Source organism: Kitasatospora sp. NPDC058478, assembly GCF_042720345.1.
Lineage (GTDB): Bacteria > Actinomycetota > Actinomycetes > Streptomycetales > Streptomycetaceae > Kitasatospora.
This window is the reverse complement of sequence record NZ_JBHXML010000004.1, coordinates 136,315-160,636: the sequence shown is the minus strand read 5'-3', so window position 1 is coordinate 160,636 and position 24,322 is coordinate 136,315. Positions and strand designations below refer to the sequence as shown.

General features: G+C 73.1%; 21 protein-coding genes, 1 tRNA gene and 1 other RNA gene. 16 read left to right on the top strand and 7 right to left on the bottom strand.

Annotated features, from left to right (window positions below; all coding sequences use genetic code 11):
• The first annotated feature begins 180 nt into the window (after positions 1–180).
• Complete coding sequence (locus tag ACFWPT_RS03720) at positions 181–699, top strand: YbhB/YbcL family Raf kinase inhibitor-like protein (RefSeq protein WP_380479312.1); 519 nt, start codon at positions 181–183, stop codon at positions 697–699.
• A gap of 5 nt (positions 700–704) precedes the next feature.
• Positions 705–1,586: a hypothetical protein gene (locus ACFWPT_RS03715; protein WP_380426428.1), complete on the top strand. Its 882-nt coding sequence runs from the start codon at positions 705–707 to the stop codon at positions 1,584–1,586.
• 17 nt (positions 1,587–1,603) lie between these two features.
• Here ACFWPT_RS03715 and ACFWPT_RS03710 read toward each other — a convergent pair whose 3' ends face one another.
• A complete protein-coding gene (locus ACFWPT_RS03710; RefSeq protein ID WP_380479309.1) occupies positions 1,604–2,569 on the bottom strand; it encodes a helix-turn-helix transcriptional regulator in 966 nt (321 codons plus the stop codon).
• A 132-nt stretch (positions 2,570–2,701) separates the two neighbouring features.
• Between ACFWPT_RS03710 and ACFWPT_RS03705 the strand changes: the two genes are divergently transcribed.
• Positions 2,702–4,222, top strand: a complete 1,521-nt coding sequence (locus tag ACFWPT_RS03705) for an MFS transporter (protein WP_380479306.1) — start codon at positions 2,702–2,704, stop codon at positions 4,220–4,222.
• A 137-nt stretch (positions 4,223–4,359) separates the two neighbouring features.
• On the opposite strand, the gene ACFWPT_RS03700 is transcribed toward ACFWPT_RS03705, so the two are convergent.
• Positions 4,360–4,995, bottom strand: coding sequence for an HhH-GPD-type base excision DNA repair protein (locus tag ACFWPT_RS03700; RefSeq protein WP_371518035.1), 636 nt, complete (start codon positions 4,993–4,995; stop codon positions 4,360–4,362).
• Positions 4,996–5,339: 344 nt separating this feature from the next.
• On the opposite strand from ACFWPT_RS03700, the gene ACFWPT_RS03695 reads away from it, so the two are divergent.
• The gene (locus tag ACFWPT_RS03695; RefSeq protein ID WP_380374521.1) at positions 5,340–7,733 is read left to right on the top strand and encodes a germacradienol/geosmin synthase; all 2,394 of its coding nucleotides are present in this window, start codon (positions 5,340–5,342) and stop codon (positions 7,731–7,733) included.
• A 139-nt stretch (positions 7,734–7,872) separates the two neighbouring features.
• On the opposite strand, the gene ACFWPT_RS03690 is transcribed toward ACFWPT_RS03695, so the two are convergent.
• On the bottom strand, positions 7,873–8,625 hold the full coding sequence (locus ACFWPT_RS03690; protein ID WP_380479304.1) for a TetR/AcrR family transcriptional regulator C-terminal domain-containing protein: 753 nt from the start codon (positions 8,623–8,625) through the stop codon (positions 7,873–7,875).
• A gap of 233 nt (positions 8,626–8,858) precedes the next feature.
• Between ACFWPT_RS03690 and ACFWPT_RS03685 the strand changes: the two genes are divergently transcribed.
• Together ACFWPT_RS03685 and ACFWPT_RS03680 are read left to right on the top strand one after the other, a co-directional pair.
• A complete protein-coding gene (locus tag ACFWPT_RS03685) occupies positions 8,859–10,382 on the top strand; it encodes an MFS transporter (RefSeq protein ID WP_380479301.1) in 1,524 nt (507 codons plus the stop codon).
• A 149-nt stretch (positions 10,383–10,531) separates the two neighbouring features.
• A complete protein-coding gene (locus ACFWPT_RS03680; protein WP_380479299.1) occupies positions 10,532–11,239 on the top strand; it encodes a helix-turn-helix domain-containing protein in 708 nt (235 codons plus the stop codon).
• A gap of 1 nt (position 11,240) precedes the next feature.
• Here ACFWPT_RS03680 and ACFWPT_RS03675 read toward each other — a convergent pair whose 3' ends face one another.
• On the bottom strand, positions 11,241–11,657 hold the full coding sequence (locus ACFWPT_RS03675; protein ID WP_380479297.1) for a VOC family protein: 417 nt from the start codon (positions 11,655–11,657) through the stop codon (positions 11,241–11,243).
• A gap of 182 nt (positions 11,658–11,839) precedes the next feature.
• On the opposite strand from ACFWPT_RS03675, the gene ACFWPT_RS03670 reads away from it, so the two are divergent.
• Positions 11,840–12,799 carry an aldo/keto reductase gene (locus tag ACFWPT_RS03670; RefSeq protein ID WP_380479294.1) on the top strand — a complete coding sequence of 320 codons (960 nt, stop codon included), beginning with the start codon at positions 11,840–11,842 and terminating at the stop codon, positions 12,797–12,799.
• Positions 12,800–12,903: 104 nt separating this feature from the next.
• Here ACFWPT_RS03670 and ACFWPT_RS03665 read toward each other — a convergent pair whose 3' ends face one another.
• The 3 genes from ACFWPT_RS03665 to ACFWPT_RS03655 form a co-directional block, all read right to left on the bottom strand.
• On the bottom strand, positions 12,904–13,395 hold the full coding sequence (locus tag ACFWPT_RS03665; RefSeq protein WP_380479291.1) for a hypothetical protein: 492 nt from the start codon (positions 13,393–13,395) through the stop codon (positions 12,904–12,906).
• A gap of 247 nt (positions 13,396–13,642) precedes the next feature.
• Positions 13,643–14,773: a hypothetical protein gene (locus tag ACFWPT_RS03660; protein WP_380479288.1), complete on the bottom strand. Its 1,131-nt coding sequence runs from the start codon at positions 14,771–14,773 to the stop codon at positions 13,643–13,645.
• A 116-nt stretch (positions 14,774–14,889) separates the two neighbouring features.
• A tRNA-Ser gene (locus tag ACFWPT_RS03655) sits at positions 14,890–14,974 on the bottom strand.
• Positions 14,975–15,084: 110 nt separating this feature from the next.
• Here ACFWPT_RS03655 and ffs point away from each other — a divergent pair.
• From ffs to ACFWPT_RS03610, 9 genes are all read left to right on the top strand, one after another.
• Positions 15,085–15,175: signal recognition particle sRNA small type (gene ffs / locus ACFWPT_RS03650), an RNA gene on the top strand.
• Between the two features lie 81 nt (positions 15,176–15,256).
• Positions 15,257–17,449, top strand: a complete 2,193-nt coding sequence (locus ACFWPT_RS03645) for a DNA polymerase III subunit gamma and tau (RefSeq protein WP_380479286.1) — start codon at positions 15,257–15,259, stop codon at positions 17,447–17,449.
• A gap of 121 nt (positions 17,450–17,570) precedes the next feature.
• Positions 17,571–17,909 (top strand): YbaB/EbfC family nucleoid-associated protein, encoded by a 339-nt coding sequence (locus tag ACFWPT_RS03640; RefSeq protein ID WP_063348649.1) that lies wholly within the window; start codon positions 17,571–17,573, stop codon positions 17,907–17,909.
• A 181-nt stretch (positions 17,910–18,090) separates the two neighbouring features.
• Positions 18,091–18,690 carry a recombination mediator RecR gene (gene recR / locus ACFWPT_RS03635; RefSeq protein WP_063348650.1) on the top strand — a complete coding sequence of 200 codons (600 nt, stop codon included), beginning with the start codon at positions 18,091–18,093 and terminating at the stop codon, positions 18,688–18,690.
• Complete coding sequence (locus tag ACFWPT_RS03630) at positions 18,683–19,432, top strand: DUF5063 domain-containing protein (RefSeq protein WP_244293422.1); 750 nt, start codon at positions 18,683–18,685, stop codon at positions 19,430–19,432. Before recR ends, ACFWPT_RS03630 begins: the two co-directional genes overlap by 8 nt.
• A gap of 390 nt (positions 19,433–19,822) precedes the next feature.
• On the top strand, positions 19,823–21,103 hold the full coding sequence (locus ACFWPT_RS03625) for an aspartate kinase (RefSeq protein ID WP_063348651.1): 1,281 nt from the start codon (positions 19,823–19,825) through the stop codon (positions 21,101–21,103).
• Positions 21,100–22,179, top strand: a complete 1,080-nt coding sequence (locus tag ACFWPT_RS03620; protein ID WP_380479282.1) for an aspartate-semialdehyde dehydrogenase — start codon at positions 21,100–21,102, stop codon at positions 22,177–22,179. Before ACFWPT_RS03625 ends, ACFWPT_RS03620 begins: the two co-directional genes overlap by 4 nt.
• Before the next feature lie 344 nt (positions 22,180–22,523).
• Positions 22,524–23,069 (top strand): SigE family RNA polymerase sigma factor, encoded by a 546-nt coding sequence (locus ACFWPT_RS03615; protein ID WP_063348653.1) that lies wholly within the window; start codon positions 22,524–22,526, stop codon positions 23,067–23,069.
• Positions 23,062–24,249 carry a hypothetical protein gene (locus ACFWPT_RS03610; protein WP_380479280.1) on the top strand — a complete coding sequence of 396 codons (1,188 nt, stop codon included), beginning with the start codon at positions 23,062–23,064 and terminating at the stop codon, positions 24,247–24,249. Before ACFWPT_RS03615 ends, ACFWPT_RS03610 begins: the two co-directional genes overlap by 8 nt.
• The last annotated feature ends 73 nt before the right edge of the window (positions 24,250–24,322 follow it).

Genomic DNA, 24,322 nt, shown 5'->3' with positions numbered 1-24,322 from the left:
TTTGAGCGGACCGGGCCCGAACGAGGGGCGACCGGATCGGGGCGGCCGGACCGGACGGGCACCCCACTACAGTGAGCCGTGTCCGACAGACCGTGTCCGACAGGCCGTGCCCGTCGGACCGTGTTCTTCAGCGTCCTTCAGCCCGAGGCCGTCCACGGCCCGTTGAGAGGTGACCACCCCATGAGCGTTCGCCCGCCGCTGCCGTACGACTTCCTGCCGCAGGTGCCGTCCTTCCCGCTGACCAGCCAGGACATCGCCGACGGCGGCACACTGGACGGGGAGTTCAGCCACGCCGGCGGCAACCGGTCGCCGCAACTGGCCTGGTCGGGGCTGCCCGAGGGCACCCGGAGCGTCGCCGTCACCTGCTACGACCCGGACGCGCCCACCGGCTCCGGCTGGTGGCACTGGCTCGCCCTCAACCTGCCCGCCGACACGCTCGAACTGCCGCGCGGCGCCGGCTCCTCGGACGACGACCTGCCCGGCGCGGCCTCCTTCCACGGCCGCAACGACTTCCCCGGCCACCAGTACGACGGCGCCGCCCCGCCGCCCGGCGCCCCGCACCGGTACGTCTTCGCGGTGCACGCCCTGGACGTCGAGAAGCTGGACGTCTCCGCCGACACTCCGGCGGCCCAGATCGGCTTCCACCTGACCTTCCACACGCTGGGGCGGGCGCTGCTCACCGCCGAGTACGGGGTCTGAGCGCGGTGGGCCACGATCCGGTCGAGGTCTGGCGGCTGCCCGAGGAGGACCGGTCGGCCGGTCGCAGGGCCGTGGCCTGGACGGTCGGGCCGGCCGGGGAACTGGCCCTCCTGGTGGTGCCGGAGCAGCACCTGGCGCCGGCCGGATCCTGGCCGCCGGTCCGGCTGCCGTTCGACGGCGAGGTGGTCGTGGCCGCGCCGCAGGGGGAGTGGCGGGTGCCGCTGTCCGGCGTCTCCTGCTCGCCCGACCACCTCGGGCTGCTGCCGGGCGGCCGGGTGCTGCTGGCCGGGTACCGGGCCGAGCAGGACGGGGAGGAATGGCTGCCCAACGCGGCCGTGTACGGCGCGGACGGGGCGCTCGAACGGGAGCTCGCGCTCGGTGACGACGTCCAGGTGCTGGTGACCGACCTGGACGGCCGGATCTGGATGGCCTACGGGGACGAGGGCATCTACGGCGACCACCCGATGGCGGCCGCCGGGTTGCGGGCCGCCGACACCCGGGGCCGGGTGGTGTGGAGCCCGGACAAGCTGCCGTCCTACCCGCTGGAGGGCCTGGCCGGCGCGACCGACGGCCGGAGCGCCTGGCTGGCCTGGTACCCGAGCTCGTCGGTCAGCCACCTCACCCGGATCGACGCGGTCGACCGGCCGTCGACCACCGTGCCGTGCCCGGTCCGGCTGCCGGTCGGCTTCGCGATCCGCGGCGGGCAGGGCGTCTTCCTTTCCAGCGGTGGAGAGTTGACCTGGTACCAGCTGATCGGCAAGGAGTGGAAGCAGACCCGGCGCCGGCAGCTGAGCGTGCCCGGCGCGCTCGACCGGGTGCGGGCGCACGGCCGGGACGGCGCGCTGTGGTTCCGCGCGGGGGACTGCTGGTACCGGATCGAGGCTTAGGGCCTGCCGGGCGGGCCCTAGCCGCCCGCGCGGGTGGCCCGGTCGGCGCGGGCGGCCAGGGTGCGCAGGTGGGTGATCAGCTCCGGCGGCTCGTGCACCTCGAACTCGCAGTCCAGCGTCAGCAGCCGCACCGCCGTCCACTCCAGGGAGTCCGTGCGGGAGCGCAGCCGGCAGCGGTGCTCGTCGATCGGCTCGATCTCGGAGTCCCCCCGGGCGAAGTGCCGTCGGACGTTCGCGGCCGGGGCGTGCACGGTGGCGACCACGGAGCGGGCCGGTGACTGGCGGCGCAGCTTGCCCGCCACGTACGCGGCGGCGTCCTCGGCCGGGAGCGGGCGCGGGGTGAAGTGGGCGCCGGTGGCGCGGGGTTCGCTGAGCCGGTCGACGCGGAAGAGCCGCCAGTCGTCCCGGTCCAGGTCGTAGCCGACCAGGTACCAGCGGCGGCCGGCCGAGACCAGCCGCTCGGGTTCGACGTTGCGCCTGGTCTCGGCGCCGTCGCCGGCCCGGTAGGCGAAGCGCAGCCGTTCCCGGTTGGTGACGGCGCCGGCGAGCACGGTGAGGTCGTCCGGGTCGACGGTCGGGCCGTCGCCGGTGAGCAGTGGCATGGTGGCGGTGTTGAGCGCGCCCACCCGGTGCCGCAGGCGGCCCGGCAGCACCTGGAGGAGCTTGGCGAGGGCGCGGACCGAGGCCTCCTCTATGCCGACCACCGCGTGCCCGGCGGCCGCCCGCAGTCCGACCGCGATGGCGACGGCCTCCTCGTCGTCCAGCAGCAGCGGCGGCATCGCCGTCCCCGCGACCAGCCGGTAGCCGCCGACCGCGCCCATGGTGGCCTGCACCGGGTAGCCGAGGTCGCGCAGCCGGTCGATGTCGCGCCGGATCGTCCGGGGGCTGACGCCGAGCCGTTCGGCGAGTTCGCTGCCGGGCCACTCGCGCGGGGTCTGCAGCAGGGACAGCAGGTTCAGCAGCCGTGCGGGGGTGTCCGTCATGCCGTCCAGGATGCCGGACAACTGGGACAGGATCTGACCTATATGCCCCGTACCCTCGTGGACGTGCCGACGAGCAGTGCGAGCAGCGCGAGCAGGACGAGCAGGACGAGCAGGACGAATGAGGAGTACCGAATGAAGACCGCGGACGCGGACCGACGGAGGTGGATCGCGCTGGCGATCGTGATGGTCGCCTCCTTCATGGACCTGGTGGACGTCACCATCGTCAACATCGCCATCCCCAGCATCCAGGAGGACACCGGCGCCTCCTTCAGCGCCATCCAGTGGGTCACCGGCGGCTACGCGCTGGCCTTCGCGATCGGGCTGATCACCGGTGGTCGGCTGGGCGACATCTACGGCCGCAAGCGGCTGTTCCTGATCGGCATCGGCGGGTTCACCGTGGCGTCCGCGCTGTGCGGCCTGGCCTCCGGCCCCGAGATGCTGGTCGGGATGCGGGTGCTCCAGGGCGGCACGGCGGCCATGATGGTGCCGCAGGTGCTGTCGATCATCCACGCGACCTTCCCGGCGGAGGAGCGCGGCAAGGTGTTCGGCATGTTCGGCGCGGTGGTCGGGCTGGGCGCCGTCTCCGGGCCGCTGATCGGCGCGCTGCTCACCGAGTGGGACCTGTTCGGCCTGGCCTGGCGCCCGATCTTCCTGATCAACCTGCCGGTCGGCATCGCCGGGCTGCTGCTCGGGCGCCGCTTCATCGACGAGTCGAAGGCCGAGCGGGCGCTCAAGCTGGACCTGGTCGGGGTGGCGCTGGCGAGCGTCGGCCTGCTGATGCTGATCTACCCGCTGACGCACGGGCGGGAGGCCGGCTGGCCGCTCTGGGGCTACCTGTCGATGGCCGGCAGCCTGGTGGTGTTCGCGCTGTTCGTGGCGTACGAGAAGGCCAAGACGCGGCGGGACGGCTCGCCGCTGGTCGAGCTGTCGCTGTTCCGGGTGAAGAGCTTCGCGGCCGGCATCGGCGTGCAGCTGGCCTTCGGCGTGGTCTGCGGGATCTTCTTCCTGGTCTGGACGCTGTACATGCAGCTGGGCCTCGGCTGGAGCCCGCTCAAGGCCGGCTCCACCGGCATCCCGTTCTCGCTCGCCGTCTCGGCCGCGGCCGGGCTGTCCGTGCAGAAGCTGGTGCCCCGGTTCGGACGCCGGGTGCTCCAGACCGGCGCGCTGGTGATGGCGGCGGGCGTGCTGACGTACATCTGGGAGGCGGACCGGTACGGGACGGCGATCGCGCCCTGGCAGATGGCGCTGCCGCTGGTGGTGATGGGCCTGGGGATGGGCCTGATCGTCGCGCCGATCACCGACGCGATCCTGGCGGAGGTGCCGCGCGCGCACGCCGGTTCGGCGTCGGGGCTGATCAACACCGTCCAGCAGATGGGGAACGCGCTGGGGCTCGCGCTGGTGTCGGTGGCCTTCTTCGGGGCGATGGACGACGTGGTCGCGCCGGAGGCGATGGGCACCGCGTTCGGCGGGGCGTTCGTCCACGCGATGTGGTGGGTCGCGGGGGCGCTGCTGGTGGTGTTCCTGCTGATGTTCGCGCTGCCGCGGCGCAAGGCGGTCGCGCCGGCCGGCGCGGATGCGGCGGGTGCGGTGGACGCGCCGGCGACGGCGGGTGCGGTGGATCCGACGGACGAGCGGGAGTCCGTCCTGGCCTGACAGGCACTGCTGAGGGCCCCGGTCGCGCGGCGCGACCGGGGCCCTCAGCGCATCCTGGGAGGCCGTGGACCGTACGGCGGTGGACTCCTCGGCGGCTCGGCAACGGTTCCCGGCGGGGCCGGCCGGGCGATCGGTTTTCAGCGCGCCCCGGCCGTGCTCACCGCCGTCGTCCGGGTCGTGGTCTTCGCCGCGGACTTGGCCTCCTTCGCGGCGCGCTTCATCTCCTGCTTGAACTCCCGTACCAGGTCGAGGGATTCGGGCCCGGTGATGTCGGCGACCGAGCGGTGCGCGCCCTCCTCGCCGTACACGCCGGCCGCCTCGCGCCAGCCCTCCGGCCGCACGCCGTACTGCTTGCCGAGTAGGGCCAGGAAGATCTGCGACTTCTGTTTGCCGAAACCGGGCAGGGCGTTGAGGCGGCTGAGCAGTTCCTTGCCGGTGCGGGTGTCCTTCCAGAGCGCGGCGGCGTCGGCGTCGTACTGCGCCACCAGGAACTGGCAGAGCTGCTGGACCCGTTTGGCCATCGCGGCCGGGTAGCGGTGCACGGCGGGCTTCGCGGACAGGAGGGCGACGAACTCCTCCGGGTTGTACACGGCGATCTCCCGGGCGTCCAGGTCGTTGCGTCCGAGCCGCTGGGCGATGGTCAGCGGACCGGTGAACGCCCATTCCATCGGCACCTGTTGGTCAAGCAACATGCCGACGAGCGCGGCCAGCGCACTCCGTCCGAGCAGTTCGTCGGCCTCGGGCTGCTGTGCGAGCCGGACGGTGACGTTCATGGGCTTGCCCTCCTCGGAGTTGACGTCGGGTCGGCGCCCAGTCTGGTGGACGGGGCGGGGGCGGAGGCGGTCAACACGCCCGTAGCAGGGGAAGTCTTGGTGTTCCAGGGCCTTGGCGTAGCTGGCTTGTTCGTTGGCGGAGCGACCGCCTGAGATACCAGCTCCGGCGGTCGGGAGAGCCGGCGGAGTACTTTTTGCCCGCGTCGGGCGGCGAAGAGGAGGGCAGCGTGGGCAGGTTGGAGGCGGCTGGTCATCTTGTATGACTGTTTCCGTTGCGCCGGTGCGGCGACCTGCCGGCGGGCCATTCTTGGTGCAATCGACGCGTCCAGAAAGGCTCGCCCGCCGTGACCCAGCCGTTCGAACTGCCGTCCTTCTACCTGCCGCACCCGGCACGCCTCAACCCCCATCTGGACGAGGCACGGGCCCATTCCTCCGTCTGGGCACGGGAGATGGGAATGCTGGAGGGCTCCGGCATCTGGGACCAGGCCGACCTGGACGCCCACGACTACGGCCTGCTCTGCGCCTACACCCACCCCGACGCCTCCGCCGAGGCGCTCTCGCTGGTCACCGACTGGTACGTGTGGGTCTTCTTCTTCGACGACCACTTCCTCGACATGTTCAAGCGCAGCAACGACCGCGAGGCCGGCAAGGCGCACCTCGACCGGCTGCCGCTGTTCATGCCGGCCGACCCGGCCACCCCGATGCCGGAGCCGGAGAACCCGGTCGAGGCGGGCCTGGCCGACCTGTGGCGGCGCACCGTGCCGGTGATGGGCGAGGACTGGCGGATCCGCTTCGCCGAGAGCACCCGCAACCTGCTCAACGAGTCGCTCTGGGAGCTCGCCAACATCAACGCCGGCCGGATCTCCAACCCGGTCGAGTACATCGAGATGCGCCGCAAGGTGGGCGGTGCGCCCTGGTCCGCCCAGCTGGTCGAGTACGCGGCCGGCGCCGAGGTCCCGAAGGAGGTCTCCGGCTCGCGCGCGCTGCGGGTGCTGATGGACGCCTTCTCGGACGGCGTGCACCTGCGCAACGACATCTTCTCCTACCAGCGGGAGGTGGAGGACGAGGGCGAGCTGAGCAACGGCATCCTGGTGCTGGAGAAGTTCCTGGAGTGCTCCACCCAGGAGGCCGCCGAGGCGGTCAACGACCTGCTCACCTCGCGGCTCCAGCAGTTCGAGAACACCGTGTTCACCGAACTGCCCGTGCTGTTCGCCGAGACCGGGCTCGCCCCCGAGGGCCGCGCCCGGGTGCTGGCGTACGTCAAGGGCCTCCAGGACTGGCAGTCAGGCGGCCACGAGTGGCACATGCGCTCCAGCCGGTACATGAACGGCGGTGGTGCGGCGGCCGGTTCGGGCGGCCGCGTCGCGGCGGGAACGGGCGGCGCGCTGCCCGGAACCGGCAACTGGTGGGACCCGTTCGCGATCGGCGGGGTGGGCACCTCGGCGCTGGACATCCTGCGCAGCACGGCGATGGGCGGCGGTGGACCTGCGGCCGGCCAGGCCGGCCCGGGCGGCGTCGGACCGGCCGTCCGGCGGGCCCGGTCGCACGCCCACGTGCCGTACCAGCCCGTCGGACCGTCCCGACTGCCCGAGTTCAAGCTGCCGTTCGAGGCCACCCTGAACCCGCACCTGGGCGGCGCGCGGGAGCGGGTGATCGAGTGGGCCGAGCGGATGGGCCTGCTGGCGGAGCAGCCCGGCATCCCCGGATCCGGCATCTGGGACGCCGCGTCCATGCGGGACTACGACCTCCCGCTCTGCGCGGCCGGCATCCACCCGAACGCCACCGCCGACCAACTCGACGTCTCCTCCGCCTGGTTGGCCTGGGGGACCTGGGCCGACGACTACTACCCGGCGGTCTTCGGACGCACCCGCGACCTGGCCGGCGCCAAGCTCGCCAACGAGCGGCTCCCGCTGTTCATGCCGGTGGACGGCAGCCCCGCGCCCGAGCCCGCCAACGCCCTGGAACGCGGCCTCGCCGACATCTGGGAGCGCACCGCCGGCCCGATGACGGCGGACGCCCGGCGGACGTTCCGCCAGACCGTCGAGGACATGACCGCGAGCTGGATCTGGGAGCTCAACAACCAGGTGCAGAACCGGATTCCGGACCCGGTGGACTACCTGGAGATGCGCCGCGCCACCTTCGGCTCCGACCTCACCATGAGCCTGTGCCGGCTCGCCCACGGGAAGGCCGTGCCGCCCGGGGTGCACGAGCACGGCTCGATGCGTTCGCTGGAGAACTCGGCCGCGGACTACGCGTGCATGATGAACGACCTGTTCTCGTACCAGAAGGAGGTCGAGTACGAGGGCGAGGTGCACAACGCCGTCCTGGTGGTGCAGAACTTCTTCAACTGCGACTACCCGTCGGCGGTCCGGATCGTCGACGACCTGATGCACTCCCGGCTGGACCAGTTCCAGCACGTCGCGGCGAAGGAACTCCCCGTCCTGTACGACGACTTCGCGCTGGAGCCGGAAGCGCGGGAGCTGCTGGACGGGTACGTGAAGGAGCTGGAGCACTGGCTCGCGGGCATCCTGGTCTGGCACCGGGACTGCCGCCGGTACCGCGAGGAGGACCTGCTGCGGCACTTCGGCGCGGAGCGGCAGCTCAGGGCGGGGGCGGCGGTCGAGGAACTGCCCGCGCCCGCCGCGGTGCCGCTCGGCCCGACCGGCCTGGGCACGGCCTCGCTGCGCCCGCCGCTGGCCGGCGCGGCTCCGGCCGCCGGGGTGGCGGCCCTGGGCTGACCGGAGGGTGCTGCGCACCACCGGCCGCCCGCACCACCGACTGCCCGCCCCGGCGGCCCGGTCGGTGGTGCGGGCGGCGAGGTCGGTTCGGGGCCGGGCTACGTCGGGGCCCGGGCGCTGAGCCGGAACTGACGTCCCGTCAACTGGCAGGCCGGGCCTGCCGAGTGGCCTCGATGCCGTCCAGGATCAGCCGGATGCCGTTGGTGAAGCCGCTGTCGCGGGAGCCGTCGGTCACCCCGTTGGCGTCGGTGGTGTAGAGGCGGTGCAGGCGCGGGAAGTCCCGGGTGGCCTCGATGATGGCGGGCAGGAGTTCGTCCATCCAGCCCTGCTCCTCCCGGCCGTGCCGGGCCAGTGCGCTCAGCCAGGAGGCCTCTACGCTGGCCGTCCCGATGACATAGCCGAGCAGGGCCCTCATCGCGTCGCTGGCCTCCATCGGGGTGAAGCCGGCTGCCTCCAGGAAGGTGAGCAGGGCCTCGGAGAGGCGCATCCAGTTCGGCCCGAAGTAGACGAGCCCCAGGTCGCCGATCACCGACACCATCCACGGGTGGCGCAGGATGACCTGGCGCACGCTGCCCGCGCACTCGGCGACGGTGGCGCGCCAGTCCGCCGGGTTCGTGTCGGTGACCGCCGGGATCCAGATCTTGCCGAACACCTCGTCGACGGCCAGGGCGAGCAGTTCGTCCTTGTTGGCGACGTGGGTGTACATCGAGGTGGCGCCGGCGTTGAGGCGGGCGCCGAGCTTGCGCATGCTCATGGCTTCGATGCCGTCGCTGTCCAGGATGGCGAGTGCCTCCGCGACGATCTGGGCCCGGCTGAGCGCCGGCTGCTCGCGCCGGGGGCGCTCGGGGCGGCTCCACGGTGTCCCGGGCGCGTCCTTCGACCTGGCCGGCATCCGGCCCTCCTCTCGGTCTTCGCCCGCCTGTGCTCGGCTCGGCTGCTCCGTTCAGCATAAGCCGCGCCGCACACTGTACGGCTTTGCGAACGCTGTGCGGTCTCCGTACAGTGTGTGGCGTCCGCACGGTGTGCGGATCGAGGTGCACCGCGGCCGTGGGGACGGACCGCGGTGCACCCGCGACGACTTCCGTCCGGCTACGGCCGGCGCGCTCACTTCGAAGGGGGACCGCGGTGGACCGACATCCGCGCCGCTGGCTCATCCTGGTCGTGCTCTGTCTCAGCAGCCTGGTGCTGGTGGTCGACAACATGGTGCTCACGGTGTCCATCCCGCAGATCGCGGCGGACCTCGGGGCCGGGGCCGAGGACATCCAGTGGATCATCGACTCGTACATCCTGGTCTTCGCCGGGCTGCTGCTCACCTCGGGCAGCCTCTCCGACCGGTTCGGCCGGCGGAAGATGATGATCATCGGGCTGGTGGTGTTCGGCGCCGCCTCCCTGGTCGCGGCCGTCGCCGACAGCCCCGGCCAGCTCATCGCCGGACGCGTGCTGATGGGCGTGGGCGGAGCCCTGGTCATGCCGAGCACGCTCTCCATCCTGATCACCGTCTTCGACGACGAGGAACGGCCCAAGGCGATCGCCGCGTGGAGCGCGGTGGCCATGATCGGCATGATCGGCGGGCCGGTGCTCGGCGGTGCGCTGATCGCGCACTTCTGGTGGGGCGCGGTCTTCCTGCTCAACGTGCCGGTCGCAGTGGTCGCCGTCATCGCGGCGGTCGTGCTGATGCCGGAGTCCAGGGGGCCGTGGCGCCGGCCCGACCTGCCCGGCATGGTGCTCTCGATGACCGGGATGACCGCGCTGGTCTGGTCGATCACCGTGCTGCCCCGGGACGGCATCACCAGCCCCGGCACGCTCGGCACGCTCGTCGTCGGGGTGCTCGCGCTGACCGGGTTCGCCGTCCGCCAGGTCCGGACCGACTCGCCGATGGTCCCGCTCAAGCTGTTCCGCAACCGGGTGTTCACCGGGGCCAGCTTCTCGCTCGTCCTGCTGACCTTCGCCACCGGCGGCCTGATGCTGGTCCTCACCCAGTACCTGCAGTTCGTGCTGAAGTTCTCGGCCACCGACACCGGCCTGGCGTTCCTCCCGCTGGCCGTCGCCTCGCTGGTGTTCAACGCCCTCGGCGCCGTGCTCAGCAAGAAGGTCGCCCCGCGGGTGACGACCTCGGCCGGCATGCTGATCATCGCGGCCGGGTTCGGGCTGCTGGCCACGCTCTCGGTCGGCGACGGCTTCGCCAAGGTCGCCCTGGCCATGCTGGTGCTGGGCGCCGGCTCCGGCCTCGCGATGCCGGCCGCGTCCAACGCGCTGATGGGCGCGATCCCCGGTGAGCACGCCGGTGTCGGCTCCGCGCTCAACGACACCATCCAGCAGTCCGGTTCCGCGCTGGGCGTGGCCATCCTCGGCGCCGTCCTGTCCAGCACCTTCACCGGCTCGATGCCCACCGACGCGCCCGCCGCCGGGAAGCACGCGATCACGGACGCGCTCGCCCTCGCCGCGAGCACCGGGGACGGCGGACTGGCCGCCGCCGCGCGCGACGCGTTCAACACCGCGGCCTCCGTCACCTTCACGGCGGGCGGGATCTCCGTCCTGGCGGCCGCGGGGCTGACCCTGGTGCTGATGCGGGACGGCCGGAAGACCGCTCCGGCGGCGGGCCCGGTCGAGGGCGTGGCGGAGGCGGAGGTCGTCCAGCGGGTGGGCTGAGCCTGCCCTGTCCTGCCCGGCCCTGTCCTGTTCGGCCCTTTCCTGTCCGTCTCGGCCCCGTCCGCCTCGCGCGGCCGGAGCCGTGGGCGTGCCGCCGGCGTGTCGCCGACCCCCGGCGGCGCCCGGCGGCGGCGCGTAGCCTGGGCCTCATGTCCCCCGAGTACGCGGAGCGGGCGTCGAGGCTGCCGGGAGCGGTCGTGTGGAGGCGCCGGGCCGTCGGGAGCACGGGCGGCGGCGCGGCCGGGCTCGTCCTGCCCGACGGCTGCATGGACCTGCTCTGGACCGAGGGCCGGGTCCTCGTCGCCGGGCCGGACACCCGCGCCTTCCAGCTCGGACCGGGGCTGCGCGGCCCGTGGGCGGGCGTCCGCCTCCCGCCCGGCGCCGCCCCCGCCCTGCTGGGCGTGCCCGCACACGAACTGCGCGACCGGCGGGTCGACCTGGCCGACCTCCGGCCCGGAGTCGAGGTGCGCCGCCGCACCGGGCGCATCGACGCGGCGCCCGACCCGGCCGTGGCCCTGGAGGAGTTGGCGCTGCGCCTGGCGGCCGACGCGCGGCCGGTGGACCCGCTCGTCCGGGCGGTCGCCGATGCCCTGGCGGCCGGCCGTTCGGTCGCGGCGACCGCCGAGGCGGTCGGCCTCGGCGCGCGGCAACTGCACCGCCGCTCACTGACCGCCTTCGGCTACGGTCCCAAGACCCTGGCCCGGATCCTCCGCTTGCAGCGCGCCCTCGCGCTGGCCCGCTCCGGCGTGCCCCTCGCCGAGACGGCGGCCCGGACGGGCTACGCCGACCAGGCCCATCTGGCGCGCGACGTACGGGAGTTGGCGGGAATGCCGGCGACCGCCCTGCTGCCCCGTTGACTCAGTCCGTGGCGCCCGGCAGCGGCGCGAACAGGTCGACGCCATTGCCGTCCGGGTCGTGCACCACGGCGTACCGCTGGCCCCAGAAGGCGTCCCACGGCTTCAACTCGCCGTGGTACCCGGCGCCGACCAGGTCCTCGTAGACCGCGTCCACCTGGGCGGGGTCGGCGCACCGGAACGCCAGTGCCGTCCGGCCGCCGCCCGCCGGCGGACGCCAGTCCGGGTGGAACGAGCGGATGGTGGACTCGGGGTCGAGGGCCAGGCGCAGCCCGCCCGGCAGCACGGCCTCGACGTGCGGCTCCTGCTCGGCCCCGTCGGGGAACGCGAGTCCGAGCCGCCGGTAGAAGGCGATCGAGGCGGCCAGGTCCGAGACGGCGAGGCCCACGACGGCGAACTGCGGTGCTGGTGTGCTGTTCATGCCCGTCACGGTAGGCGGCGCCCGGACGCCCCGTCTTGAACGAATCGGACGGTTTCCCGGCTGGTCTGCGCATTGGCCGAGTCGGGCGCGGCCGGGGTGATGATTCTGGTGACCGGATCGCGGCGCGCCACGCCCCGATCGTGGCCCGCACCACCATTACCGACCCCTGGGAGGGATGACTGATGCTGTACCGCAGCCTCGGAGTTGACGGACCGAAGGCCAGCGCGCTGTGCCTCGGCGCCATGACCTTCGGCACCACCGTGGACGAGCAGACCGCGACGGCGATCCTGGACCGGTTCACCGAGGCCGGCGGGACCTTCGTCGACACCTCGAACAACTACGCCTTCTGGGCCCCCGGCGGGACGGGGTACGAGAGCGAGGAACTGCTCGGCCGCTGGATCGCCCGCCGGCGCAACCGTGCCGAACTGGTCCTCGCCACCAAGGCGGGAGCCCGCCCGGTGTCCGAACTCCCCTTCCCCGAACACATGGAGGGGCTGTCCGCCGCTGCGCTGCACAACGCGGCCGAGGGCAGCCTGCGCCGGCTCGGCACCGACCGCGTGGACGTCTACTACGCCCACGTGACGGACCCGTCCACCCCGGTCGAGGAGACCCTCGGGGCCTTCGCCGAGCTGGTGGCCGACGGAAAGGTCGGCCGGCTCGGCTGCAGCAACCACAGCGCCGCGGACCTGGCTGCCGCCAACGAGCTTGCCGAGCAGCGGGGTTGGCCCGGCTACCGGTGCGTCCAGCAGCGCCACAGCTACCTCCGGCCACGGCCGGACGCGGACTTCGGCATCCAGAAGCACGCCGACGAGGAGCTGCTGTCGTACGTCGCGCAGCGGCCGGAGCTGCTGCTGCTGGCGTACTCCCCGCTGCTCGGCGGCGCGTACTGCCGGCCCGACCGGACGCTGTCCGAGAAGTACCAGTGGCCGGTGGTGCAGGCCCAGTTGGCCGCCCTGGCCGAGGTGGCGAAGGAGACCGGGGCCACCGTCAACCAGGTGGTGCTCGCCTGGCTGCTGGGCCACCCGGCGCCGACGATCCCGGTCGTGGGCGCCAGCTCCGTCGCCCAGCTGGACGAGAGTCTGGCCGCCCTGGACCTGGTGCTCGACGAGGACCAGCGCCGGCGGCTGGACACCGCGGCCTGACCGCGGCGTCCCGCACGGTCGGGCGGCCAGGCCGCAACCAACCCTCCTTGGCCGCCCGCGCCGCCCGCCTCGAACCGGCTGCGTGCCGTCAGCCCCAAGCGCCGTCAGCCCTGGGCGCGGACCGCCCGCCACCGGTTGGCGGTGGTCTCGCTCACCGTGTAGAAGAACTCCGACTTGAACTCGGCCCCGTCACTGAGCGCCTCCACCCAGCTCATCGGCCAGTTCCGCCGGCCGTAGTGCTTGTGCACGACCCGGGTGAACGCGGACAGCACGCCGCGCAGCCGCTTCCGGTCCACGTCGAGCAGCTCGACCAGGGACGTGTAACTCACCCGCTCGCCGGGCTGCTTCGCCAGGATGTCGAGCACCCCGGTCACCGCCTGCACCGAGTCCAGCGGATCGGCCGTCAGCCGGCGCAGATCCTGCACGGTCCACTCGACGAACGGCCACTCGCCGTCCTCCTGCGGCCCCCCCTCGGTCGCCGCCACCACCGCGGCCCCCGCAGCGGCCCCCGAGAGCTCCGCGAGGAACGCGTACACCTGCGTGACGTACTGAGCCGGCACCGGCACCGAGATGAACTGCTGGCTGTCCTGCGTCATGTTTCTTCCCCTCCGACGTGTCGCCCGTCTGGCGGCAGGACAGATACTTGCACGCCATGTGTCCGGGTGTCTATGTATTAACCCGGACTAATTCCGAGACTAAGGCTCGATTAGTCCACCTCGCGGCGCAGCTCGGGAGGGCGGAAGTCACTTCCGGTACCGGCCGGCCAGTCGGGGCCGTGGAGCCGACGAAGGCCCGGACCGCGTGAGGCGGTCCGGGCCTTCCGGCTGTCGCCGCCCGTTGTGGTCAGTGGAGGACGTTCAGGAAGTTGGCGGCGTCGTCGACGAAGTACACGGCGTCGTGGTCGAGGTCGACCGCGAGCCCGAACAGGGCGCCGGCGCCGGGCGGGGTGCCACTGCTGTCGAGCGTGCGGACGGCGACCTGGTCGCCGGCGGGGGTGGTCTCGACGAGGTTGCCGTCGCCGGAGTTCACCGTGAGGACGTCGCCGCCCGGGGCGACGGCCAGGCCGAGCGGCCCGTTGAGGTGGCCGCCGGTGCTGACGGTGGTGCCGGTGCCCGCGTCGGTGGTGCGGTGGACGGCGTCGGGGATCGCGGTGATCCGGTTGGCGAGGGTGTCCGCCACGTAGAGCGTGTCGTCGTGGCCCAGCCCGACGCCGGTCGGGCCGATCACCAGGGCGGCCTGGTCGGTCCGCTGGCCGAAGCCCGAGCCGATCCGGGTGGTCGCGACCCGCTGCGGCGGTGCGTCGCCCTGCCGGCACAGGGTGATCCGCAGGACGGTGCCCTGGTCGACCTCGGCCCCGCCGCCCGCGACCGTGCCGTTCAGCACATTGGTCACGAACAGTTCGTCGCGGTCGTCGAAGCTGACGGCCGTCATGTCCCACGGGCCGTTGATGCCGTCGCCGACGATCGTCTCGCGGACCGTCCCGTTGCTGTCCAGGACCAGCAGGCAGCCGGCCTGGACGGTGGCGGAGGTGCCGTCGGTGGTGGGGGTGCTGCCGACCACGACCCAGCCGCCCGGCAGAACGGTCAGCGCGGTCGAGAGCCCGACCCCGCCGGGGCAGGGCCCGGGCAGCTTCGCCGGGTCGATCCGGGCGAACTCGCCGACGGCGCCGTCCGGGCTGACCTGGACCAGGGTGGTACCGGTGCCCTGCAGGTTCTGCCCGTTGTTGAAGTTGCTGATGAGGACGTTGCCGCGGCGCAGCTTGCCCACGCTGTGCTGGACCACGAACGTGCCGTACGGGTTCTGGTCCCCGTTCGCGGGCACGGTCGAGGCGACCGGTGACACGGTGTTCAGCGGCCCGAGGAACGGCGCCCGGCCGACGGCGCCACCCGCCGCCGTGGCGCCGAACACCACCACGGCGGCGGCGACCACGCCGACCCGCCCCCAGAACCTCGTGCGCGAAGAGTGAAGTCTCATAACTCGAAGTTATGCCGCAGCCGAACCGCCCAGCGCGCGGAGTTCACCCAGCGGTGTCCCCGCGCCGCGAAACGACGAAGGCCCGGACCGTCGGAACGGTCCGGGCCTTCTGCCGGCGGAGGATACGAGATTCGAACTCGTGAGGGGTTGCCCCCAACACGCTTTCCAAGCGTGCGCCCTAGGCCTCTAGGCGAATCCTCCGTGGGAGAGCTTAGTACATGTTCGGGGGTGGTCGCGACCAGCAATCCCGTAGGCGGGAGGGTGGGGTTGCCTGTGGATCGTGGGGGCCCGGATCCGGTAGTGTGGGGGTCAGCCCCTCGTGTGGCGTTATCTCTCTGAACCCCCCCAGGGCCGGAAGGCAGCAAGGGTAAGAGGGCTCTGGCGGGTGCACGGGGGGTCTTTGCGTTCCCGGGCGGTCGCCGGGGGACGGTGGCGAGGCGAGGGGCGACGCGTTTGTCGGTGCGTCCCGATATCGTCGGGGGTGTGTCCCTAGCCCTGTACCGCCGCTACCGCCCCGAGACCTTCGCGGAGGTCATCGGGCAGGAGCACGTGACCGCTCCGCTCCAGCAGGCCCTGCGTAACAACAGGGTCAACCACGCGTACCTGTTCAGCGGGCCGCGCGGCTGCGGGAAGACGACGAGTGCGCGCATCCTGGCCCGCTGTCTGAACTGTGAGCAGGGGCCGACGCCGACGCCCTGCGGAGAGTGCCAGTCCTGTCGCGACCTCGCGACCGGCGGGCCCGGCTCGATCGACGTGATCGAGATCGACGCGGCCTCGCACGGTGGTGTGGACGACGCGCGCGAGCTGCGGGAGCGGGCGTTCTTCGCGCCGGTCCACAGCCGCTACAAGATCTTCATCCTGGACGAGGCGCACATGGTGACCTCGGCCGGGTTCAACGCGCTGCTCAAGGTGGTCGAGGAGCCTCCGGAGCACCTCAAGTTCATCTTCGCGACCACGGAGCCGGAGAAGGTGATCGGGACGATCCGGTCCCGGACGCACCACTACCCGTTCCGGCTGGTCCCGCCGGGCACGCTGCGCGACTACCTGGTGGAGGTCTGCGGCCGGGAGGGCATCCAGGTCGAGGACTCGGTGTTCCCGCTGGTGGTCCGGGCCGGGGCCGGATCGGTGCGTGACTCGATGTCGGTCATGGACCAGCTGCTGGCCGGCGCCGCCGAGGGCGGCGTGACGTACCAGATGGCGACCTCGTTGCTCGGGTACACCGACTCGGCGCTGCTCGACGAGGTGGTGGACGCCTTCGGCGCGCACGACGGGGCGACGGTGTTCCAGGTGATCGACCGGGTGGTCGAGGGCGGGCACGATCCGCGCCGCTTCGTCGCCGACCTGTTGGAGCGGCTGCGCGACCTGGTGATCCTGGCCACCGTGCCGGAGGCGGGGGAGAAGGGGCTGATCGACGCCCCGGCGGACCGGGTCGCGATCATGCAGGCGCAGGCGGACGCGTTCGGTTCGGCGGAGCTGAGCCGGGCGGCGGACATCGTCAACACCGGGCTGACCGAGATGCGCGGCAACGCGGCGCCGAGGCTGCAGCTGGAGCTGATCTGCGCCCGGGTGATGCTGCCGGGTGCCTACAGCGACGAGCTGTCGTTGCAGGCGCGGCTGGACAAGCTGGAGCGCCGGGCGGCGGCGGGCGGGTTCGCCGCGCCGATGGCGGTGGGGGTGCCGGTGGCGGCGACCATGGCCGCGCCCGTTCCGGCGACGGCGACGGCGCCGGTGCCCGTAGTGGAGACCGCCCCGGTGCAGGCCGCGCCGGTCGCGGCGGCCCCTGTGGTGGCCCCTGCACCGGCCGCACCGATCGCACCGGCAGCCCCCGCGGCGCCCGCCGGGCCCGCGCCGGGTGCCTGGCCGATCCCGCGCAGCTTCCCGCCGGCGGGCGGCGCCCCGGCCGCGGCCCCCGCGCCGCAGCCGCCGGCCCAGGCCGCCGAGGCCGTCGAGGCCACCCCGGCCCCGGTGTCCGCCCCCGCTCCCGCTCCTGCCCCCGCGGCGCCCGCGCCCGCCCCGGCCGGGCAGCCCGCCGGGCCGGCTTCGGCCGCCGCGCAGCAGGGCGCGGCGCAGGTCCGGCAGCTGTGGCCGCAGATTCTGGAGGCGGTGAAGAACCGCCGCCGCTTCACCTGGATCCTGCTCAGCCAGAACGGCCAGGTGGCCGGGTTCGACGGCAGCGTGCTCCAGGTGTCCTTCATCAACGCGGGCGCCCGGGACAGCTTCGTCGGCAGCAACAGCGACGACGTGCTGCGCCAGGCGCTGACGGACGCGCTGGGTGTGGACTGGCGGATCGAGTGCATCGTCGACCCGTCCGGGGGCGGTTCCCTCGGCGGCGGTACGGCCGTCGGCGGCGGTGGTCTGGGCGGTGCCGCCCCGAGCGGTGGCGGTTGGGGGGCCCCGGCCCGTCCGGCGGCCGCCGCGCCGCCGGCTCCGGTGCCCGCGCCGGTCCGGTCGCAGCCGTCCCCGCAGGTGCAGGCCGCCCCGGCGCCCGCGCCGGTCCAGGCCCCGCCGCCGGTGGCCGCGCCGCCGGCCCGTCCGGTGCGCGCGGTGGCGCCGGAGGACGACGTCCCGGAGGAGGACGACCCGGACCTCAACGAGGAGGCGTTCTCCGGTCAGGAGCTGATCATCCGGGAGCTGGGCGCGACGGTTCTGGAGGAGATCCACCACCGCGGCAACTGAGCGACGGCCCGCCCCGGCAGCACGTAGGCTCGGCCGTGACGACGCGAGCGGGACTGCAAGCGGACGTGACCGCAGGCAGGACGGCGACGCAGGACAGCAAGCACGAAGCGAGGAGTGAGCCGTGTTCCCCGGTGGTGGCCAGCCCAACATGCAGCAGCTGCTGAAGCAGGCGCAGAAGATGCAGCAGGATCTCGCGCAGGCGCAGCAGGAGCTGGCGGAGACGAAGGTGAGCGGTTCGGCGGGCGGTGGCCTGGTCGAGGCCACGGTGACCGGTGCGGGTGAGCTGGTGGCGCTGACCATCGCCCCGGCGGCCGTCGACCCGGAGGACACCGAGACCCTGGCCGACCTGGTCCTGGCGGCCGTGCGGGACGCCAACCAGTCGGCGCAGAAGATGCAGGCCGAGCGCATGGGCCCGCTGACCCAGGGCCTGGGCGGGGGCATCCCCGGTCTGCCGTTCTGACCTGGGGGAGCCCCTGGACAGGGGTTCCGACCAGGCAGGTCTGAGGTCCTGAAGTTCTGAAGTTCAGACAACGGACCCATGTGATTTATGTGGGAGTCGGGCGTCGGGCGGTGTGTCCGACGCCCGATTCGTTGGATGATGGCACCGGAGCACCACCGACCATCCGAGGGAAGGCGCGACGTTGTACGAGGGCGTGGTTCAGGACCTGATCGACGAACTGGGCAGGCTGCCCGGCGTCGGGCCCAAGAGCGCCCAGCGGATCGCCTTCCACATCCTGCAGTCCGACCCGACCGACGTGCGCCGTCTCGCGCACGCGCTGCTGGAGGTCAAGGACAAGGTCCGCTTCTGCGCGGTCTGCGGCAACGTCGCAGAGGCCGAGCAGTGCCGGGTCTGCCTGGACCCGCGCCGCGACCTCGGCGTCATCTGCGTGGTCGAGGAGTCCAAGGACGTCGTCGCCATCGAGCGCACCCGCGAGTTCCGCGGCCGCTACCACGTGCTGGGCGGCGCGATCAGCCCCATCGAGGGCGTCGGCCCGGACGACCTGCGGATCCGCGAGCTGCTGGCGCGCCTCGCGGACGGCACGGTCACCGAGCTGATCCTGGCCACCGACCCCAACCTGGAGGGGGAGGCGACCGCCACCTATCTGGCCCGGCTCTGCAAGCCGATGGGCCTGAGGGTGACCCGGCTGGCGAGCGGCCTGCCCGTCGGCGGGGATCTGGAGTACGCGGACGAGGTCACCCTCGGTCGTGCCTTCGAAGGGAGACGACTGCTCGATGTCTGACCGGACGCTCAACCAGCAGCCCCACACGCCCCACCAGCCGTCCCACGGGCAGGCCCACCAGCCGGCCCCCGGACAGCCGCACGGGGAGCCGCAGAGCCACCCCCCGCACATCCATGCGCACGGTTCGGAGCCGGACGACTTCGCCGTGCAGATCGCCGACTCGGTGGAGAGCTTCGTGCTCGCCGTCACCGAGGTCGCCAAGGGCGACGAGCCGGGCAGCGCGGTCTCGCTGCTGCTCCTGGAGGTCTCGCAGCTGCTGCTGGCCGGTGGCCGGCTGGGCGCCATCGAGGACGTCGTCCCGGAGGACCGCTTCGAGCCCGACGCCGGGCCGGAGCCGGACGGCGAGCAGCTGCGCGAGCGGCTGGCCGAGCTGCTCGCGCCGATCGACGTCTACCACGAGGTCTTCGACCCGTACGGTCCGCCGGAGAAGCCGAACGCCTTCCGGATCTCGGACGACCTGGCCGGCGTGGTCGGCGAGCTGCAGCACGGGCTGACCCACTACCGCGAGGGCCGGGTCAGCGAGGCGCTGTGGTGGTGGCAGTTCTCGTACCTCTCCAACTGGGGCACGACCTGCACGGCGGTGCTGCGGGCGCTGCAGTCGCTGATCGCGCACGTCCGGCTGGACAGTCCGATCGGCGCGGTGCCGGACGGCGCCGACACCGACGACGACGGGCTCACCGACGAGCAGCTGGAGCAGCAGGCCGGCGACCTGATGGCGGCCGAGCTGGGCCTCGGGCGGTAGCACCGCCCTCCGGTGCCCGTGCCCTTCCGGCACGTCCGTGCGATTCCGGCACGCCTGAACGTCGCCCCGGCGCGCGCCGGTTTTCGGTGCGCCCCCGGCGGTCATCGGCTGATTGTGACGAATGCCTCAGCATTCCGCGCGGAAAAGAAATCCCGACGGATCGCCGTCCGTTGATCCGCCGATTCTTCGGGGCGGTGGCGAATTGCCCGCAGACCTGCCGGTGGTGCCGCCCGTTTCGCCGACCACCTGCTGAAACGGGCGTCTCATCATATGGAAAGCGCCGGTTGTGGCACCCCTGCTCGGTAGACTGGCGCCGACCGCACAGCCCCTTTTCCCCGGGGGTGCGGGGGCCTGGTGCCCCCGGAAGACGACACAAGTCGAGGAGCGCACGTGGGCCTTGTCGTGCAGAAGTACGGCGGCTCATCCGTTGCGGATGCCGAAGGCATCAAGCGCGTTGCCCGCCGAATCGTTGACGCCAAGAAGGCCGGCCATGAGGTCGTCGTCGTGGTGTCCGCAATGGGCGACACGACGGACGAGCTCATCGAACTCGCGGAGCAGGTGTCACCGCTTCCTGCCGGCCGTGAGTTCGACATGCTGCTGACCGCTGGAGAGCGCATCTCCATGGCGCTGCTGGCCATGGCGATCAAATCGCTGGGGCACGAGGCGCAGTCCTTCACGGGCAGCCAGGCCGGCGTCATCACCGACTCCGTCCACAACAAGGCGCGCATCATCGACGTGACGCCTGGTCGCATCCGCACCGCCCTGGACGAGGGCAACATCGCGATCGTGGCCGGCTTCCAGGGCGTGTCGCAGACCAGCAAGGACATCACCACGCTGGGCCGCGGCGGCTCGGACACCACCGCCGTCGCCCTCGCCGCCGCGCTCAAGGCCGAGGTCTGCGAGATCTACACCGACGTGGACGGCGTGTTCACCGCCGACCCGCGCGTGGTGGCGAAGGCCCGCAAGATCGACTGGATCGCGTACGAGGACATGCTGGAGCTGGCGTCGTCCGGCTCCAAGGTGCTGCTCGACCGCTGCGTGGAGTACGCCCGGCGCTACAACATCCCGATTCACGTACGCTCGTCCTTCTCGGGTCTTCCCGGGACGATCGTCAGCAACGAGAACCCGCACAAGCCCGAAGGGGGCGAGATGGAGCAGGCCATCATCTCCGGAGTCGCCCACGACACGTCCGAGGCCAAGGTCACGGTCGTCGGCGTGCCCGACAAGCCGGGCGAGGCGGCCCGCATCTTCCGCGCCATCGCGGATGCCGAGGTCAACATCGACATGGTGGTGCAGAACGTCTCCGCCGCGTCGACCGGGCTGACCGACATCTCCTTCACCCTGCCCAAGGCGGAGGGCCAGAAGGCCATCGACGCGCTCGGCCGGGTCAAGGAGGGCATCGGCTACGAGTCGCTGCGCTACGACGACGCGATCGGCAAGATCTCCCTGGTCGGCGCGGGCATGCGCTCCAACCCGGGCGTCACCGCCGCCTTCTTCGAGGCGCTGTCCGCCGCGGGCGTCAACATCGAGCTGATCTCCACCTCGGAGATCCGCATCTCGGTCGTCACCCGCGCCGAGGACGTGCCGGAGGCCGTCCGCGCCGTGCACAGCGCCTTCGGACTGGACAGCGAGACGGACGAGGCCGTCGTCTACGGAGGCACCGGGCGATGACCCGGCGGCCGAACCTCGCCGTCGTCGGCGCCACCGGCGCGGTCGGCGAGGTGCTGCTCGGCCTGCTCTCCCTGCGCCAGGACGTCTGGGGCGAGATCCGACTCGTCGCCTCCCCGCGTTCGGCCGGCCGCAAGCCGGTCGTGCGCGGGGTGCCGGTCGAGGTCGTCCCGCTGGCCGAGGAGGCCTTCGAGGGGATCGATGTCGCCGTGTTCGCCGTCCCCGACGAGGTCTCCGCCCAGTGGGCGCCGATCGCGGCCGCCAAGGGCGTCGTGGTGGTCGACGACTCCGCCGCCTTCCGTACCGCCGAGGACGTGCCGCTGGTCGTCCCCGAGGTCAACGCGGCCGCGCTGCGGCTGCGCGCCCGCGGCATCGTCGCCAGCCCCGCCAGCACCACCCTCGCGATGATCGCGGCCCTCGGCGCCCTGCACGCCGAGTACGGGCTCGTTCAACTCGTCGTCGCCTCCTACCAGGCCGCCTCCGGCGAAGGCCGGATCGGCGAGGCGGCGCTGCGCGAGCAGACCGCCCTGGTGGCCGGCACCGAGGTCGGCCGACAGGCCGGCGACCTGCGCGCGGTGATCGCCGACCACGGGCCGTTCGCCGCCCCGCTCGCGCTCAACGCGGTGCCCTGGACCGGCTCCCTGGTGGACGGCGGCTGGTCCTCCGAGGAGGTCGGCATCCGCGCCGAGGCCCGCAAGATCCTCGGCCTGCCCGGCCTCAAGGTCTCCGCGACCTGCGTCCGCATCCCGGTCGTCCGCACCCACGCGCTGGCCGTGCACGCGCTCTTCGAACGCGAGGTCACCCAGGAGCACGCGCAGCAGATCCTCCGCGACGCCCCCGGAGTCGTGCTGTACGACGACCCGGCGGCCGGCGAGTTCCCCACGCCGAACGACGTGGTCGGGACGGACCCGGTCTGGGTCGGGCGGGTGCGCCGGGCCCTCGACGAGCCGGCCGCGCTCGACCTCTTCCTCTGCGGCGACAACCTGCGCAAGGGCGCGGCGCTCAACCTGCTGCAGATCGCGGAACTGGTGGCCGGTGAGCTGACGGTGACACAGGAAGGCGCGCCGGAAGACGCGTAGGAGGAAGCACAGGGGAGGCCCGGGAAGAGGCCTGGCGGGGAGGCCCGGGAGAGACCCTGGAAGGCCTGGAGCCGCCCGCTCCCGGGCCCGTCCGGCCCCCGATCCGGGGAGGGCGTGTCCGCTCCTCGACACAATCTGTCCGGAATCCCGATGGAATCCCCTGGAGGCCTCTTCCGCCGATGCGGAAGAATGGCCCCCGGGCTGGGCAACCATGACAGGGGATCGAGTGTCCAACGGGCGTGGCGAACGTGATGGTGGGAGCAGGGGCGGGCATCCCGGCGAGATCCGTGGTGGCCTTCCCCTCGCGCGCCCCGTGGCCGGCGAGTAGGCCGGAAGACGACCAGATGACCGCGGTCGCACCCGGTGCGGCGGGCTCCGGTGCCGGTACCGACGCGGGTACCAGCGAGGACCTGCTCACCGAGACCTACCAGGCCCACTACGGCTCCCTGCTGCGGCTCGCCGCGCTGCTCCTGGACGACCTCTCGACCTGCGAGGACGTCGTCCAGGAGGCGTTCATCCGGGTGCACGCCGCCCGGCGCCGGGTCCGCGAGCCCGAGAAGACCCTGGCCTATCTGCGGCAGACCGTCGTCAACCTGTCCCGCTCGACCCTGCGCCGACGGATCCTCGGCCTGCGCCTGCTGCCCAAGCCCATGCCTGACATGGCCAGTGCAGAAGAAGGCGCTTACGATGCGCTGGAGCGCGACCAGTTGAAGGCCGCGCTGCGTGGTCTGCAACGCCGTCAGCGGGAGGTTCTGGTGCTGCGTTACTTCGTGGACATGACGGAGGCGCAGGTCGCCGAGACCCTCGGCATCTCGCTCGGATCGGTGAAGGCCTACGGTTCGCGCGGACTCGCCGCCCTGCGCACCCAGATGGAGGCCGGACATGGCTGACGGCGCCGGGCGGCGGCCCTCGGGCGGTGAGGGCGACGGGCTCTCCGCCGAGGAACGCAGCGTCCGCGACCTGATGCGCAGCGCCGTCGCCGGCATCCAGCCCGAACCCGGCGGCCTGCCGCGGATCCGGTACGCCGTACCCCGCCGCCGGGCCGCCCGGCGCGGAGCCTGGACCGGCGCCGCCGCCCTCGCCGTCGCCGTCGCCGTCGCCCTGCCCGCCCTGCACGACGGGGAGCACCTCGGACTGTCCGGCGGCCCCGGCTCGGCCGACGCCAGCAGCCCGGCCGCCGCCGCCCCGACCGGCACCAGGACCGGCAGCGCCCCCGGCACCGGCACACCTTCGCGGCCCGGCCCCAGCGGCACCGGCGACACCGCGTCGCCCTCCGGCACCCCCACCGCCTCACCCAGCCCCGGCGCCAGCACCACCCGCGCCGACGGCACCACCGCCCCGCCCGCCCCCGCCGCCAGCACCGGCGACAGCCCGATCACCCCGCTCTGCACCCGGGCCGACCTCGGCCAGGGCGGCGCACAGGTCGGCCCGGCCGACGCCGACGGGCGGATCCACGGCTCGTTCACCGTGTACAACGTCTCCGGCCGCAGCTGCCGGCTCGGCGGCCCCGGCGCCGTCGCCGTCACGGCGGTGAGCGGCACCGACCGCAGCCGCGTGCGCACCGCCGACCACGCCGCCGGCGACCCGGCCGGCGACCTGCCCGCGATGGACGCGGAGCCCCCCGTCCTCGCCCCGCAGGCCGGCTACCGGGTGCCGTTCGCCTGGGTCCCCGACCGGACCTGCCCCACCCCCGGCGCCAGCACCGCCAGCACCGGGCCCACCAGCCAGGGCGGTGCCAACCCGGCCGTCGGCGCCTCCCAGGCCCCCGCCGCCGCCACCGGTGCCGCCCCGGCGGCCTCGGACGCCTCGGCGGCCCCCAGCACCAACCCCCAGGCCAGCTCGTCCCCCAGCGCCGGGCCCACCAACGCCCCCAGCTCCACCCCCACCCCGACCGGCAGCCCCACCACCGCGCCGGCCACCGCCACCATCGCCCACACCCCCGCCCCCGGCAGCCCTGCCGTTGCCACCGCCACCTTCGCCGTGGCCTGCGGCGGCACCCTCTACCGCGGTGGCGTCCAGGCGGTGGGCGCACCGGCGCCGCAGCCGTCGGACGCGCCCCCGGCGGGCTGACGGGCTTCGCGCTCCGGCGGCGGGCGCTCCGGCGGTGGACGGTCGGGGTCGGGTGGCCGGGGTCGGACAGGCG